The following is a 14,949-nucleotide window of genomic DNA, read 5'->3' on the forward strand; positions in this document are numbered from 1 at the left end:
GCCGGGCGCCGGCCGGCGGAGCCACGGGCGGCACTGCCGGGACCGGCGGCCGGGGCTCCGACCGCCGGGGCGGCCGCCGCACCTCTGCCACCCGTGCCGCATCAGGCAACACCGGCCCTGGTGACGGCTTTTCGTAGGCGTTCGTCCCGGGCGTGCTCGTTCCGCCGGACGACGCAGCGACGGATCCTGCCTCTCATCGGGGTGAGGAGCCCGTTCATCAGGTGGAAGTGGCGGATTTGGGCCACCAGCGACCTGGAAAACACCTGGTCGCGTCAGTACGCGGTGGCCCAAATCCGCCACTTCACGTGGGCGCCGGCGGGGTGGCGTCGGACGATTCGGGTTGAGACGGAAGGCGATTCCCAGCGCTTCTCGTTTTCTCGTTTGCGGGCGCCTCCACGGTGTCCCTATTCTTCCGGGCAACGCGTCGACGGAGACGAGTAGCCAGGGAGCACGCGAGCCGAGAGAGCCGCCGGCAGCTGGGAAGGCGGTCTCGCGCCCCGAGGTGAAGACCCTCCCGAGCGCGGGGAGGAACGGCCCCACCACGTGGCCCGATGCCCCGCCGGCCGGCCCCCGTCACCGGGCCCGAACGAGGCCGTCACTCGGTGGCGGCGAAAGTGCGGTGGTACCGCGAGTTGCCCTTCTCGCCCGCACTCCCAAGGGATCATGACGATGTCCTTCGGAGGACCGCAATGATCCACAGCCGCGTACACGTCTCCGACCTGCGAGAACACGTCGGCCGTACCGTCACCGTCCGCGGATGGGTGAACGCCCTGCGCCTGCAGCGCAAGATGCAGTTCGTCATCGTGCGGGACAGCACCGGCAGCATGGTGCAGGTGACCCACAAGCGTGACGACGGGCCGCTGGAGGCCCAACTCGAAGCCCTCACACCCGAGTCCGCCGTCAGGATCACCGGCCGCGTCGTGGACGCCGCCCAGGTCGGGCTCGGCGGACTGGAACTCGTCCCGGAAGCCGTCGAGGTCCTGAACCCGGCCGCCACCCCGCTGCCCATCGACGAACACACCGGAACCGAGCACCGACTGGACTGGCGCTTCCTGGACGTGCGCCGCCGTCCCGCCACCCAGCTGATGTTCGCCGTGCAGACCACCCTGGAACAGGGGATGCGGGAGTACGCCTACGCACAGGGCGCCACGGAGATGCACACGCCCAAACTCATGGGCACCGCATCGGAGTCCGGTGCGGATGTCTTCAGGCTCGGCTACTTCGGCCGCAGCGCCTACCTGGCCCAGTCGCCGCAGTTCTACAAGCAGATGGCGATCTCGGCCGGGATCGAGAAGGTCTTCGAGATCGGCCCCGTCTTCCGCGCCGAGCCGTCGTTCACCTCCCGGCACGCCACCGAGTTCACCGGCGTCGACGTCGAGCTGGCCTGGATCGACGGCGTCGAGGACGTCATGGCCTTCGAGGAGCGGATGCTCGCCCACGCGATCGCCAAGGTCGCCGACGCCCACGGCGAGGCCGTCCGGGAGCAGTTCGGCGTGGAGGTCACCGTCCCCGCGACGCCCTTCCCCCGCATCACCATGGCCGAGGCGCACGACATCCTGCGCGAGGGCGGCTGGGACCCGGAGGGGACCAAGGAGGACCTGGACCCGGAGGGCGAGCGGAGCATCAGCGCCCACATCCAGCAGGCCACCGGCCACGAGTTCGTGTTCGTCACGCACTACCCGGTGAGCATCCGGCCCTTCTACCACATGCGGCCGGCCGACAACCCGGAGGTGACCCTGAGCTTCGACCTGCTGTGGAAGGGGCTGGAGATCACCACCGGCGCGCAGCGCGAGCACCGCTACGACGTGCTGCTGAAGCAGGCCGCCGAGAAGGACATGAGCCCGGAGCCGATGCAGGACTACCTGAACGCGTTCCGATACGGCTGCCCACCCCACGGCGGCCTGGGCATGGGCCTCGGCCGGGTGCTGATGGTGATGCTCGGTCTGGAGTCGATCCGCGAGTCCACCTTCCTCTTCCGCGGCCCCAACCGGCTCACCCCGTAGCCGACCGCTGGATGCCTCCCACGGCACGGGCTCGCGCCTCGTGCCGTGGGACAGGTCTCAGTGGCGGACGTTGCGCAGGTCCGTACGTCCGCACCTCGGCGGGGTTCCTGTCCCAGTAGGCCCGCAGCGCCGGCCCCCGCTCGTCCGGCTCCGGGACCGGGTACGGAAGCGGAACCGGTTACGCGGAGCCGTCCCGCCCCCACGGCCGCAGTTTCTCCGGATTGCGGACCGCCCAGATCCGGGTGACGCGGCCGTCGGCGACATCGAACGAGGCTACGGTCACGACGGCGCCGGCATGCCGGGCCACCAGGCCCGGCATGCCGTTGACCGACCGCTCCAGGAGTTCGAGCCCCGGATCCTTGTCGGCGATGGCGACCATGTACTGGGCGATGCGCGCACCGCCTTCGACCGGGCGTAGGGCGGTACCGACCATGCCGCCGTCGTCGGAGGTCATCACGGCGGCCGGGTCGAGGAGTTCGACGAGGGCCGCGATGTCCTTGGTCTCCCACGCCTCTTTGACCTGCCGCACCGCGTCGGCCTGCCCGGCCGCCGTCACCGGAGTCCGCGCGACGCGCACCCGCCGCCGGGCGGAGGCCGCGAGCTGCTTGCAGGCCGCAGGGGTCCGGCCGAGGACGTCGGCGATCTCGGCGAAGGGGTAACGGAAGACGTCGTGCAGGACGAATGCCACCCGCTCGGCGGGTGTCATCGACTCCAGGACGACGAGGAAGGCCATGGTCACCGATTCGTCCAGGACCATCTGGTCCGCGGGGTCGGTGCCATGTCCGTGGTCCCACTCGGCGTGGTCGGGCAGCGGATCGGGCAACCACGCGCCGACATAGCGTTCACGCCGGGCCCGAGCCGAGCCGAGCACGTCCAGGCAGATGCGGCTGGTCACCGTCGTCAGCCAGGCGCCGGGGGACACGATCTCGTCCTGCCGACTTCGTGGCAGCGCGTACCAGCGCGCGTAGGCCTCCTGTACGGCGTCCTCGGACTCGGCCAGTGAACCGAGCAACCGGTAGGCGACATTGATCAGTTGGCGCCGCTCACCGGCTGTCTCACCGGTGCCCGTCCCAGCCGTCCCCATGTTCCCGACCGCCTCCTCGCCTTACCTTTCGCAGGTCCGCGTCGTCGGGCTGGTGAGACCTCACCGATCTACTGCCCCCGGGCGGAAAAGGGGACCGTGGCATGGCACCCCAGGCGACGGCACAGCAGCGCTTCTCGTTCCTGCAGATCGCGATCACTTTGCAGACCCTGACCATCTTCCTTCAAGCGGTCTCCGCCGGACTGCTGCTGACCTCGTCCTACGGAGAGACACTGCACAGTGTCGGAGCCCGAGTGATGTACGGGGCGTCGATGCTGTACGTGCTCGCGGCGGTGCTGGCGTGGAAGCCGGGCGGCGGCTCGCCCCGGCCCGTCTGGCACGCGTCCGGCTTCCTCGTCCTCGCCTCGGTCCAGGTCGTGCTCGGTATCGCGCACATACCGTCGGTCCATCTTCCCCTGGGCGTCCTGATGTTCGGACTGAGCATGCTGGCGCTGACGCGGCGCTGAAGTCCGGTACGGGGGCATACAGGGATCAGCGGAAACCCTAGTCGTTGATGTCGAGCGCCGTTCCGTACAGCCGGTCCACCTGCAATCGGACGACCACCCGGTGCTCGGCGACCAGCTGCTCCAGGAACGCGTCCTCGTCCTCCGGCCTCGCGTCTCTCGGGACGATCCCGAGCAGTTCCCGCCCGACCGCGTCACCGGCAACCGTCGTGACCTCGGAGACCTCGGCCCTGCCCTCGGCGACGGCGAACGACCACACGTCGCCGCCCTGCACATGCAGCGCGGCATGCGGGTCGCGCCGCAGGTGCTTGACCTTGACGCGGTCGGCCGTCGTCGACAACCGCACGATGCGGGCCTCGGCGTCCCAGCTGTAGAGCATGGTGGTCAGGTGGGGGTGGCCGGTGCGCTTGACCGTGGCGAGGGTGCCGAACCGCTGCTTGCCGAGCAGCTCGGAGAGGGCTTCGTCGGACAGGGTGTGAGGTGCGGGTCTTTGAGTCATGACGCGATCAACGTCCGTGGCTGCCTCCAGCATTCCTTAAGCAGTCGTGGTGACACCTCGTTTGCCGGAGAACTGCCCCGTTCGGATTTTTCGCATGGGCCGATTTGCTGATGCATGAACGCGCCACGGCCGGGCGCGCCGCTCGTCCAAGGGACGGCAGGTCAAGCTCCCTCTCATGGAAACCTTTCGCACGCCCGTCGGACAAGGGAGCACCTAGATGAGTCCTGGGGGCACAAGACGCCCGCTGTGGGGGCCACTGGCGCGGGACAACTTCAGGAAAGCAGGCATGCTGGCCTCGCTCGCACTGGCCCTGACAGCCTGCGCGGCCGGTCTGGCTGCCGAGCCGATGCGGGGCACGGCAGACCCCACGGCCGTGGCGTACAGCGGTGACAAGGACGAGTGCACGCACGACTCACACAGGCCCCGCGAGGGGCACTACCGCACGGCCTCACTCGACAGTGACGGCGGCAACGGCAAGGACCACTGCCGGGGAGCAACGGGTCCGCCTGGTCCGCCTGGCCCACCTGGTCCGGCTGGTCCGTCCGGGCCGCCCGGGGTTGCCGGTCCGTCGGGTCCGGCTGGTCCGTCGGGTCCGCCCGGGGCTGCCGGGTCGGCTGGGCCGTCGGGACCGCCTGGTCCGTCCGGGCCGCCCGGGGTTGCCGGTCCGGCTGGGCCGCCGGGTCCGACGGGTCCGACGGGTCCGACGGGTCCGCCCGGAGCGACCGGCCCGTGCGCTGACATCGACACCATCGCCCCATCGAGGTCGGAGCAGTTCAGCGCGGTGATCTCGGGTGGTGTCACGTACGTGGGCCGCCAGGACCTCCTGCCCACCATGAGCCCCTACACGTGGGTGAACCTCAGCAGCAACGACAATTACCCCGGACCCTCGGTCTGTGGTGTCGGCGTCTCCACCCAGGGCAACGACCTATGGGTCCAGGTCCTGACGACCGGCGGGCAGGTCTGGCAAACCCACTGCAACGTGCCGGGAACGACCCTCACCTGTACGGGGGCGTGGGTCCAGCAGAAGACTCCGTCCACGACCCTGAGTGCCCCGAACCCAAGGAACGGTTCGGTTCCGGGCAACGGCCCGAACCGCCGTACCGGCCCGCTGCCCACCAGCTCCCCGTCGAACGGCCCGGTCAAGGAGCCCGGGCGATCCTGAACCGGACTGGTGTCCCGTGCCGTGCCCGGCACAACCGACCGGGCACGGCCATGACGGCCCCGGCCACGGCTCGGCCGAGCATGACACTGCGGATGCGCACCAGGCGCACGAGCCATCTGCCGAAGGCAACGGCCACTCGGCAGAAGGAAACCAACGCCACAGCAGTGACGGCGAAGGCGACGTTGCACCCCGTGAACTTCCACCAGGCACAGCCGAGCGCACCCTTCACGAGATGCGGGCCATGCGCCACTCACGGGCACGGTACAAGGGCGCGGAGGACTACCTCCGCGAGATGGCAGGTGGTGCTCCTGAGCGGCACTGTCCCGTACCGACTCACGACCCCCCTACTACCCTGTACAAGCGCCCAAGGGGCGCCATGTCGACGTTCCAGTGGATATGCCGGACGGTCGCACTCTGGCCATCGAAATCAAGCACTGCCTTGAATGGCGTACAGTCAAACTTCGATCCACGCTGGGTCTTCCTGCACGCGCCCCCGTCAGAGGCTCTCAGGAACCATCTCATCCAGGCCCGCATCGTATTCATCGAGGCTGCAGCGGAGCTTCCGCAGGAGGCGCCAGCCCCTGAGAATGGCCATGGCCTGCTTATCGAGGCATCGGATCTTGGCGTGGGTGGTGTTGTGGTGGCGCTTCCACCTTCTGAGGCGACGACCCCGAAACGGCATTCGGGCAGGTCAGCCGGCGCTTTGATACGCCTTGTCCGCCCAGCATCAACGGAACGCTCATGGTTGGCGTTCGCATGGCAATGATGGCCGCGGTCGGGCAGGTGGCCGACGGCGCTGCCCGGCCGCGTGGAAGAGTCAGCTGCTGTCACTCGGTCTCGTCGGCGCGGAGGGTGAGGTCGAGGAGGCCGGGGAAGCGGGCGTCGAACTCTTCGCGGCGCAGTCGGTTGAGTCGTTTGGGGCCCTGGTCCCGCTGTTCGACCAGGCCTGCGCTGCGCAGGATCGCGAAGTGGTGGCTCTTTGCGGCCCGGCCGACCGGTACGTCGAAGTTGCTGCAGCTGAGCGCCCAGGCGGGGTGTTTGGCCAGTTCGCGGACCAGCTGGATGCGCACGGGATCCGCGAGTGCGGACAGGGCCGTGAGAAGCGGGACCTCGTCAGGGTGCGTATGTACGGGCGCCGGACGGTGACTTGCGCCTTCAGCCTGTTCGAGCATTCCCATGTTTCCTCCAACCAGTGTTCGACAGTCATCGTACAGTGCTAGTGTTCGCTTTCAGTTGAACACTCGTTGAGGGGTGGTCCGACGTATGCGTGCGATCGAGTTCCAGGAGTATGGCGGTCCCGAGGTGCTGCACGTCGTGCGGACTGCGGCACCCGAGCCGGGCCCTGGTCAAGTGACCATCGAGGCCCTGTGGGCGGGGGTGAATTTCGCGGACGTGAAGGCGCGTGCCGAGGGGTACCGGGTGGCGTCGCTGCCCTACCGTCCGGGCTTGGAGGTCTCCGGGCGCATCCGGGCGATCGGGGAGGGCGTCGAGGGCCTGCGGGCGGGGCAGGAGGTCGCCGCGCTCGTCGACGGCGGCGGCTACGCCGAGGTCGTGCTCGCGGAGGCCGCGAGGGTCTTCCCGTTGCCCGACGGGCTGGACCTGCGGACCGCGGCCACGTTGCCGACGGTGCTCCCGACCGCGCACGCGCTGGTCCACGAGGTGGGGCGGCTGCGGGCCGGGGAGAGTGTGCTGGTGCACGGCGCGGCGGGAGGCATCGGCACGGCGGTCGGGCAGCTGGCCCGGGCAGCTGGCGCCGACGCGGTGTACGGAGTGGCCTCCAGCGACGCCAAGGCCGACTACGCACTCAAGCACGGCTACCACGAGGTGTTCCGGCCCGACACCTTCGAGACGGACGTCCGCCGGGCGACCGGCGGCCGGGGCGTCGACCTGGTCCTGGACCCGGTGGGCGGCGACACGCTGCGCCGCGGCCTGGAGGCACTGGCGGTCTTCGGGCGTCTGGTGTCCTTCGGCAACGCCAGCGGCGCCGAGCCCTGGCGGGCCGGGCAGGGTGAACTGTACGCGCAGGGCCGATCCGTCGCCGGCTTCTCCGTGCTCGCCCTCGCTCAGTCCGCGCCCGACGCCCTACGTGCACTGACCGAACGCGCCTTGCGTACCGTCTGCAACGAAACGGTCACCCTTCCCGTCACCGCCGAGTTCCCTCTGTCGGACGCGGCTGGCGCGCACCAGCTCATCGGCGAACGCACGTCCACGGGCAAACTGCTGTTGCGCACCACCGACTGATCGTCGACTCCCGCACGCGACGGTCCGTCAGGGTTCCGACCCGTTTGTCCGCCTGCTCGGTCAGTCCCACTGCGGCGATGAGCTCGTCGACCTCCCACGGCCGCCGCACGAGGGCGGTGGAGTACGGCGCGTAGTACGAGCCGAGATGGGCCAGCAGTTCCCGCGTCCGCCACTTGCCGTGGTCGCGCCAGGACTGCAATACGATGCCCAGGCGTGCACGCCACCGTTCGTCCCCGCGAGCCGGATCGGTGCCGAGGACGGTCACGTCACCGGCCGAGCGCATCCGGAAGCCTTCCAGGACCTCGATCGTGGTCGTCTTGCCCGCACCGTTCGGGCCGAGCAGCACGACGACTTCGCCTCGCCGGGCCGTGAAGTCCACTCCCCTCAAGACCTCTTGGCTGCGGTAGCGCATCCGCAGATCCCGTACGTCGATGACCGTGTCGTGCTCCGGCGGCGGGCTGCTCCCCGTCCCGGACAAGGCGTGAGCGGTCGTCATCGGTGTTCCCCGTCCCTCTCGTGGTCGTCCTCCGGGACCAGGAGCCGGAGCCCGCGCCAACGTCCGTGGTCATGGGATGCGTCTACGGCTGTGACGAACCGTTACCCCCTGGCAGCAGTCCCTCAGGCCCTCCCCGGACGAACACATTACCGAACGGTTCAGGTGTTCCACGCTGTTCCACGGACCCGGCCGATCCTCCCGTGGACGACCATCACGAACATGCGAGCAGGCGCGGTGATGCTCGCGGGCAAGACGGTGGCGCCAGTGGGCCTCGAAGCCGGGTTGACGAGCAACGGTGCAGGTAAACATGGGAGTTGAGGACTCTGAGTATTGCCGTGTGTCATGCTTCGATCATGACTGACCAAGACGACTGGGACAGACGACTGCAGACCGATCGGCCCCACTCGGCGCGCGTGTGGGACTACCTGCTCGGCGGAAAGAACCACTACCTGGTGGACAGCCAGGCCGGTGACCTGATCCTCCAGACCTTCCCCGAATTCGCGGCCATCGCCCGCGTGCAACGGGGCTTCCTGGTACGAGCGGTGCGGTTCCTGGCGCGTGACGCGGGGATCCGCCAGTTCCTCGACATCGGTACCGGGCTGCCCACCACCAACAACACCCACGAGGTCGCCCAGGGCATCGCGCCCGAGAGCAGGGTCGTCTACGTGGACAACGACCCCATCGTCCTCGCCCACGCCGACGCGTTGTTGCGCAGTACGCCTGAAGGCGTGTGCGCCTACCTCGACGCCGATGTGCGCGACCCGCGGAAGATCCTCGCCGAGGCGGCTCACACGCTGGACTTCGACCGGCCCATCGGCCTGATGCTGCTCAACATCATGGGGCAGCTCTCGGACCAGGAGCAGCCCGAGCGCATCGTGGCCGAGCTGGTCGACGCCTTGCCACGGGGCAGCTACGTGGTCCTGAGTGACGGCACGGCCACCAACGAACAACTCGAGGCGGCCGTCGCGGCGTACAACGCGCAGTCCGTCAACACGTACCACCTGCGCTCGCCCGAGCGCATCGGGAGCTTTCTGCAGGGGCTGCGCCTGGTCGAACCCGGCCTGGTCAGGTCCGCAGACTGGCGCCCGGACCCCGACACCGCGGACGTCACTCGCGAGCAGGGCCACGCCGTCGGGGCGGTGGGCCTGAAGGAGTAGGAGTTCCTCCCAGGCCGAACTCGCAGGGCCTGGGACCACCTGCTCATACGCCTACGTCCCGGATCGGACAGGTCGAGCGGGAGGCGGCGGCCGGGGAGACAGCGGCCGATCGGGCCCGGCCGGAGGTACTTTCCCCTCCGGCCACCTCCACCACTCCCGTGACCGTCGTCTCGATGACCGAAGACCTGGAGACGGCCGACGGGCACACGGTCCTGGAGACCGGAACCGGCACCGGCACCGGCTACTCCACCGCGCTCCTGTGCCACCGTCTCGGCGAGGACAACGTCACCACGGTCGAAGTGGCCCCCCAGGTCGCCGCCCGCGCGGACGCGGCCCCGGAAGAGGCCGGTTTCTCCACCTGGACGGTGACCGGCGACGGCCTCCTGGGCCACCCGGCCCGCGCGCCCTACGACCGGTTGATCGCCACCTGCGCCGTACGCCGCATCCCCTGCACATGGATCCGCCGGCTCAGCCCGGCGGCATCATCCTGGCGACGGTCGGCTCCTGGCCGTACGGCACCGGGCTCGCCAAGGTGACGGTGAACGAGGACGGAACCGCCGAGGGCCGCATCATCGCCCGCTCCTCCTTCATGCAGGTTCATGCAGGCCCGCTCCCAGACCGCGCCACCTTTGGCGGGCGACCTGTCGGCCCGCACCGCCTATGCGGACACCGAGCGCCCCGCCAGGGTCCCGCCGACCCCGCTGGACGACTGGATGCCCGCCTTCCTCGCCCAACTCGCCGCGCCGGGCGCTCAGTTCATCCGCGCCACGGACAACGAGGGCGCACGGCTGCTGTACCTCTCCGAGGGACTCACCGGCCTTGCCCGACGCCGTCCACGACATCCGCGCTGCTCGCGAACACGGCATCGTCGACGCCCTCGCCGAGGCCGACATCACGAGCTGGGCAGCATCAAGGGCTACCGGGGTGCCGGCGGCACGGTCCGCACCCCGTGCCGGGGACGGTGGGAGACCCTGTCCACCGGTCAGCAGGCGGTGAACCGGTCCCACGCGAAGATCCGCGCACTCGTCGAGCAGGCCATGGCCACCCTCAAGTCCTGGCGGCTCCTCCGCAGGCTCCGGTGTTCGACCACCTGGATCACCAGCCTCGTCCAAGCCGTCCTCTGCCTTCATCCGGCCGGCTCAGACCGATGATGGAAAGCCCTCCTTCACTCGGACAAGGCGGAGAACCAGATTACGGATCCGCTTCCTTCTGCATCTCGGAGGAATGGGATCGCGCAGACCGGGAAGGAGCTGCGGCCGGTCACATTTCCGCCAGGGCGCCATCCACCCTTTCTGCCGCGTTGCCGACGTGAAGTTCAAAGGGTGAAGGCATGCAGGGCGACGACCTTCGCGGCCAGCCCGGCGGACGACCTCGTCCCACCCGACGAAGTGACGAAACTACAGGTCATGCGCCGAGAGTGGGGCTTGATGCCGACCTGTGGCCGCACGGCCGGACCAGCTGTCGCGGCCCGCACTTCCGACGGGCTAACGCCGCTGATTGCGACAGCAAATTAGCGAAACTGAGCCAGTCCTGCTATGGTCAGAAGAAATCCGTCTCTCTGGACCGGTCGATACGTGCAGACTCTGACGACCGGATGGCTTCGCCCTGCCCGTAAGGGTGGGAGCGGGGTCGCATGGCGAAAATAAAGGGACATACGTGACGAACAGAAAAAGAGTGGCGATTGTCGGTGCCGGCCCCTCGGGCATGGCTCAGCTGCGGGCTTTTGAGACCGCAGCGCGTGCGGGGGCGGACATCCCCGAGATCGTCTGTTTTGAGAAACAGGCCGACTGGGGTGGCCAGTGGAACTTCACCTGGCGCACCGGACTCGACGAGTACGGCGAGCCCGTGCACTCGAGCATGTACCGCAATCTGTGGTCGAATGGGCCGAAGGAAGCGCTGGAGTTCGCTGATTACACCTTCGACGAGCACTTCGGTCGCGCCGTCTCCTCATACCCGCCGCGCACGGTTCTGTGGGACTACATCGCCGGCCGGCTGAAGAAGACGAACGTGCGCGATTTCATCCGTTTCCAGACCGTCGTGCGCTGGACGGAATACGACGCCGAGCGTGAGGTCTTCACGCTCACGGTCGAGAATCTCCCCACCGGAGAAACGACGACCGAGGAGTTCGACCATGTGATCGTCGCCAGCGGCCACTTCTCTTTCCCCAACATGCCGCACTTCCCTGGCATCGAGACCTTCCCCGGGTACATCACCCACGCGCACGACTTCCGCGGCGCGGAAGCCTTCAAGGGGCAGGACGTCCTCGTCGTCGGCTCCAGCTACTCGGCCGAGGACATCGGCAGCCAGGCGTTCAAGATGGGCGCACGCTCGGTGACGGCGAGTTATCGTTCCACGCCGATGGGCTACGACTGGCCCGAGGGCTTCGAGGAACGCCCCGCCATCAAGCGCATCGAGGGCAACACGGTCCACTTCGCCGACGACACCTCGAAGCACATCGACGCCGTCATCCTGTGCACCGGCTACCTGCACAAGTACCCGTTCCTGCCCGACGAGCTCGCGCTGGCCTCCCCGAACAACGTGTACCCGGACGGCCTTTACCGCGGTGTCGTGTGGCAGGACAACCCGCGTCTGGCCTACCTCGGCGCGCAGGACCAGTGGTTCACCTTCAACATGTTCGACGCGCAGGCCTGGTATGTACGCGACCTCATCCTGGGCCGCGCCGAGCTGCCGTCGGAGACCGAACGCTCCGCGTCCATCGCCGAGTGGCGGGAACGTTTCGAGAAGATTTCCTCGGCCGCCGAAGAGGTCCGCTTCCAGGCCGACTACGTGCGTGATCTGCTGCGGCAGACGGACTACCCCGAGTTCGACCTCGACCAGGTCGTCGAGATCTTCCTCGCGTGGATGCGCGACAAGAAGGCCGACATCATGGGCTACCGCGACCGTGTCTACCGCTCGGTCATGACGGGAACCCTGGCCGCCGAGCACCACACACCGTGGCTCGAAGAACTCGACGACTCGATCGAGCGCTACCTCGCCGAAGCCCCCGCCAAGACCCTGCAGAGAAGGCTGAGAGCAGCGGCGTAACTCCCCGAGGTCGGGGACGGACCTCACTACGGTTCAGGGGCCCAGCAGCTCTCACTGCGGGCCCCTGAACCGTATCCATGGGGTGGGCACAGCTGATGACCTACCGGAGGTTCCAGCAACGCGCAGGTTCGCCGATCGGCGGACAGGCGAACATCGCACTGATGGCCGGCCGACCCGGCCCCGTCACGTCTTCCAGACCGGTGGGGGACGAACTCTGTCGCCGATAACCTTCGTGACGTGAGCAACTCGTATACGGGCTTTGACGATGCTGGAGTCGCGACGGCTGCGGCATGTGCCGGCGCGGACGTGGTGCGCACCCTGTACGGCCGGCGGCTCGCCCGCATCGACAAGGGAGCCGGGGACTTCGCCACCGCGGCCGATGTGGAGGCCGAGAAGGCGATCCTCGCCGTCATCCGCGCCGCGAGACCCGATGACGCCGTGCTCGGCGAGGAGGGCGGGCAGCAGGGCGCCGCGGAGGCCGCGCGCCAGTGGTTGGTGGACCGTTCCTAAAGGCTGAGCGGGAGTGAGTCCTGGTGCCAGGACTCGTGCTCAGCCGTGCGCCCCGAACGGTTGTGGGCACACTGGTCGCCCGCTTTCGCTCCGCGTCCGGCGCCGGCGGATCGTGTCCGTGGTCCGGGAAGGCGGGGGCGGGGTCCCTCACGCCCCGGGCCGCCCGATGCGGTCTGGACGGTCCGATGCCCCGCACGATCGCTCCGGTCGTGTGGGGGCGGTGCCGTCCGACGCCGGACCGGGTGTCCCAGGGCGCGTCGTCCGATCGCCACGGCGGCCGCATCGTGCCGCGTGGGCTTCCTGTTCTGGCTGGTGAGGGGTTTTTGCCAGTGCTGGGCGCCCCAGCGGCTGGTGTAGGCCGGATCGACCGCAACGACGGGCACGCCCAGCTCGGCGGCCATCGACACCAGCCGGGCCCGCAGCTTGGCGGTGGGCAGGCCGGAGAGCAGCTTGCGGAACCGCTTCCGCCTGCCGTGCTTCTCCCGGGTCTTCTCCATCGCGAAGTCGAGGTCCTCGATCGCCAGGGCCAGGCCGTGCCGCTTCGCCCAGTGCAGCAGGCGGATCAGGGCATGGCGCACCTGGGCGTCCCGGTGGCCCGCGGTGCCGGTCAGGGTGTAGTCGAACCGGCGGGGATCGCCGACGGGGTTGCCGTGGCGGTCCAGGCGCCAGGCGGCCAGGTGGTCGGCGTTCAGGTCCACCCCGGCCAGCCCACCCGCCCGGACCGCCTCCAGCGGCACCGCCTGCACCGGCGGGATCTGCCAGGCGGCGGTCACATACCAGCGGCCTCGGTCCGGGTCGTAGTGGATCCGGTAGGCCACCGCACGGCTCGCGGCGATCCGGTCGGCCCACTCCTCTTCCCGGTGGCGAAAGACGGCCCGGCCGGCGAGCACGTACCGGCCGTGGGGGGCGTTGGCCAGGTGGGCCAGCGGCGCCGGCAGCCGGATGCTCACCTCCCGTGCAGCCGCCGGGACTTGGCGAACCACTCCCGGCGCGAGCGGTAGCCGCCCGGCGCCCCCTGGGAGCCCTTGGCCCCGAGGGGCTGCGCGAGCCGGTGCGTGATCGTCTCGATGCCTGCCTGGAGATTCTGCAGGTGGGCGAACTGCCCGCGCCGGGCCAAAGCCCACTGGTCGTGGGTGGCCTTGGTGATGCTGCCCGCCCACCGCGCGGACGACTGCCCCGTCAGCGCCCGCTTGCGCCGCGCCCACTGCTCGCCGTCGTGGGCCGGCCCGGCCGCGCAGCGCGCCTTCAGGTCGCCGGAGGCCAGCGAGCCGAGCAGAGCGCCGACCCGGCGCAGCACCGTCTCGTCCTGCCCGGTCAGCCCCTTCAGGCCGGCGCGGATCGCCACCCCGGACGGGCCGGACACCACGAACGGCGCCGCCACCTTCCGCAGCCCGCCCACACCCCCCACCCCCGCCCGACACCGAAGAACCCTTCACCGCACCCAACGACCACCCCGGTCAAAGGTCACGCATTCGAAACCAGAACTCCCGTCGTCCTGTCGCCTGCCGCCTCCCACCCCGCGCACCGCCACCGCGACGCTCACTCATGCACACCAGAACACACTCAACCAGCGTCAACCGCCAGCAGTTCACAACCCCCTGTGCGGCACGCTGAACTACGCCGCCGGCAACATGCTCGTGGCCGTCAACGTGGCGCTGCGCGGCGGTGCGGCGGCGGTGGCCGACCCGTTCAGCGGCGAGGTCTTCTTCACCGACGGTGAGGCCGCCTGGGTGCGGCACGACGGTGCCGACACCCGGCTGGCGCCCACGCCCGCGACCCGGCTCGTGGACGTCAACCTCGACCCGCCGTTCCCCAGCGCGCCCGGCTTCCGGGCCGTGGACCTGCTGGCCCACCCCGGGTTCGTCCAACGGTTCCGGGCCAGGGTGGTCTCCACGACCCTGGCGCTGGCCTGGGTCGCCGCCGGCAAGCGCGCCGCGTACGTCACCGACGGCGACGACTTCTCCGAGTGTGTGCATTTCGCGGCCGGCATCGCTCTGTGCCGGGCCGCCCGCTGCGTGGTCACCGGGATCGACGGCTCCCCGATCGGACGGGCGGGCCGCGGACTTGTCGCCGCGGCCGACGACGAAACCCACCAGCTGCTGATGTCGATGATCGACAGCCGAAGCCGTCACCGCGTATGAGAGATCGTCCCCGCGCCGGCCTCAACGGGGGCGGTGAGGTGACGGAGGAGGGGACCTGATGGGGCGCGGTGGAGATGAGCCGGGCGCGGGCTGTTGCGTTCGCGCAGCGGATCATGGACGCGGATGACGCCTCTGAGGAGGAGGTGGGCA

The 14,949-nt window shown here is 69.4% G+C and carries 10 protein-coding genes and 5 pseudogenes; 10 read left to right on the forward strand and 5 right to left on the reverse strand.

The annotated features are described in order from the left end of the window. The first annotated feature begins 689 nt into the window (after nt 1–689). Complete coding sequence (aspS, locus tag DEP02_RS09610; RefSeq protein WP_112466920.1) at nt 690–2,003, forward strand: aspartate--tRNA(Asn) ligase; 1,314 nt, start codon at nt 690–692, stop codon at nt 2,001–2,003. 178 nt (nt 2,004–2,181) lie between these two features. Here aspS and sigJ read toward each other — a convergent pair whose 3' ends face one another. Further along, complete coding sequence (gene sigJ, locus DEP02_RS09615; RefSeq protein WP_112466921.1) at nt 2,182–3,087, reverse strand: RNA polymerase sigma factor SigJ; 906 nt, start codon at nt 3,085–3,087, stop codon at nt 2,182–2,184. A gap of 101 nt (nt 3,088–3,188) precedes the next feature. Between sigJ and DEP02_RS09620 the strand changes: the two genes are divergently transcribed. Next, entirely contained in the window at nt 3,189–3,551 is a 363-nt protein-coding gene (locus DEP02_RS09620) for a hypothetical protein (RefSeq protein WP_112466922.1), read from the forward strand. Nucleotides 3,552–3,588: 37 nt separating this feature from the next. Here the strand turns inward: DEP02_RS09620 and DEP02_RS09625 are convergent, their stop codons facing one another. Continuing rightward, nucleotides 3,589–4,047, reverse strand: a complete 459-nt coding sequence (locus tag DEP02_RS09625; RefSeq protein ID WP_112466923.1) for a PPOX class F420-dependent oxidoreductase — start codon at nt 4,045–4,047, stop codon at nt 3,589–3,591. Nucleotides 4,048–4,879: 832 nt separating this feature from the next. On the opposite strand from DEP02_RS09625, the gene DEP02_RS34520 reads away from it, so the two are divergent. Beyond that, nucleotides 4,880–5,209, forward strand: coding sequence for a hypothetical protein (locus tag DEP02_RS34520; RefSeq protein ID WP_232839038.1), 330 nt, complete (start codon nt 4,880–4,882; stop codon nt 5,207–5,209). A gap of 827 nt (nt 5,210–6,036) precedes the next feature. On the opposite strand, the gene DEP02_RS09640 is transcribed toward DEP02_RS34520, so the two are convergent. Further along, on the reverse strand, nt 6,037–6,381 hold the full coding sequence (locus DEP02_RS09640; protein WP_112466925.1) for an ArsR/SmtB family transcription factor: 345 nt from the start codon (nt 6,379–6,381) through the stop codon (nt 6,037–6,039). Between the two features lie 91 nt (nt 6,382–6,472). Between DEP02_RS09640 and DEP02_RS09645 the strand changes: the two genes are divergently transcribed. Beyond that, nucleotides 6,473–7,450 (forward strand): quinone oxidoreductase family protein, encoded by a 978-nt coding sequence (locus DEP02_RS09645; protein WP_112466926.1) that lies wholly within the window; start codon nt 6,473–6,475, stop codon nt 7,448–7,450. Here DEP02_RS09645 and DEP02_RS09650 read toward each other — a convergent pair. Beyond that, a pseudogene (locus tag DEP02_RS09650) lies at nt 7,446–7,946 on the reverse strand (ATP-binding cassette domain-containing protein); the annotation flags it as partial. The gene DEP02_RS09645 and the pseudogene DEP02_RS09650 sit on opposite strands and share 5 nt — an antisense overlap. A 353-nt stretch (nt 7,947–8,299) precedes the next feature. On the opposite strand from DEP02_RS09650, the gene DEP02_RS09655 reads away from it, so the two are divergent. The 5 genes and pseudogenes from DEP02_RS09655 to DEP02_RS09675 all read left to right on the forward strand — a co-directional run. Further along, on the forward strand, nt 8,300–9,103 hold the full coding sequence (locus DEP02_RS09655; protein WP_112466927.1) for an SAM-dependent methyltransferase: 804 nt from the start codon (nt 8,300–8,302) through the stop codon (nt 9,101–9,103). A 173-nt stretch (nt 9,104–9,276) separates the two neighbouring features. Continuing rightward, a complete protein-coding gene (locus DEP02_RS35795) occupies nt 9,277–9,639 on the forward strand; it encodes a methyltransferase domain-containing protein (protein WP_438947741.1) in 363 nt (120 codons plus the stop codon). Between the two features lie 274 nt (nt 9,640–9,913). After that, nucleotides 9,914–10,254, forward strand: a pseudogene (locus DEP02_RS09665) (transposase family protein); the annotation flags it as partial. Between the two features lie 523 nt (nt 10,255–10,777). Continuing rightward, nucleotides 10,778–12,148, forward strand: a complete 1,371-nt coding sequence (locus tag DEP02_RS09670; protein ID WP_232839039.1) for a trimethylamine monooxygenase — start codon at nt 10,778–10,780, stop codon at nt 12,146–12,148. A 237-nt stretch (nt 12,149–12,385) separates the two neighbouring features. Further along, nucleotides 12,386–12,649 (forward strand): annotated as a pseudogene (locus DEP02_RS09675) (inositol monophosphatase family protein); the annotation flags it as partial. A gap of 5 nt (nt 12,650–12,654) precedes the next feature. Here DEP02_RS09675 and DEP02_RS09680 read toward each other — a convergent pair. Continuing rightward, a pseudogene (locus tag DEP02_RS09680) lies at nt 12,655–14,057 on the reverse strand (nuclease/transposase family protein). 193 nt (nt 14,058–14,250) lie between these two features. Between DEP02_RS09680 and DEP02_RS09685 the strand changes: the two are divergent. Then, a pseudogene (locus DEP02_RS09685) lies at nt 14,251–14,799 on the forward strand (inositol monophosphatase family protein); the annotation flags it as partial. Between the last annotated feature and the right edge of the window lie 150 nt (nt 14,800–14,949).

Origin of the sequence: Streptomyces triticisoli (genome assembly GCF_003270085.1) — a bacterium.
Taxonomy (GTDB): Bacteria; Actinomycetota; Actinomycetes; order Streptomycetales; family Streptomycetaceae; genus Streptomyces; species Streptomyces triticisoli.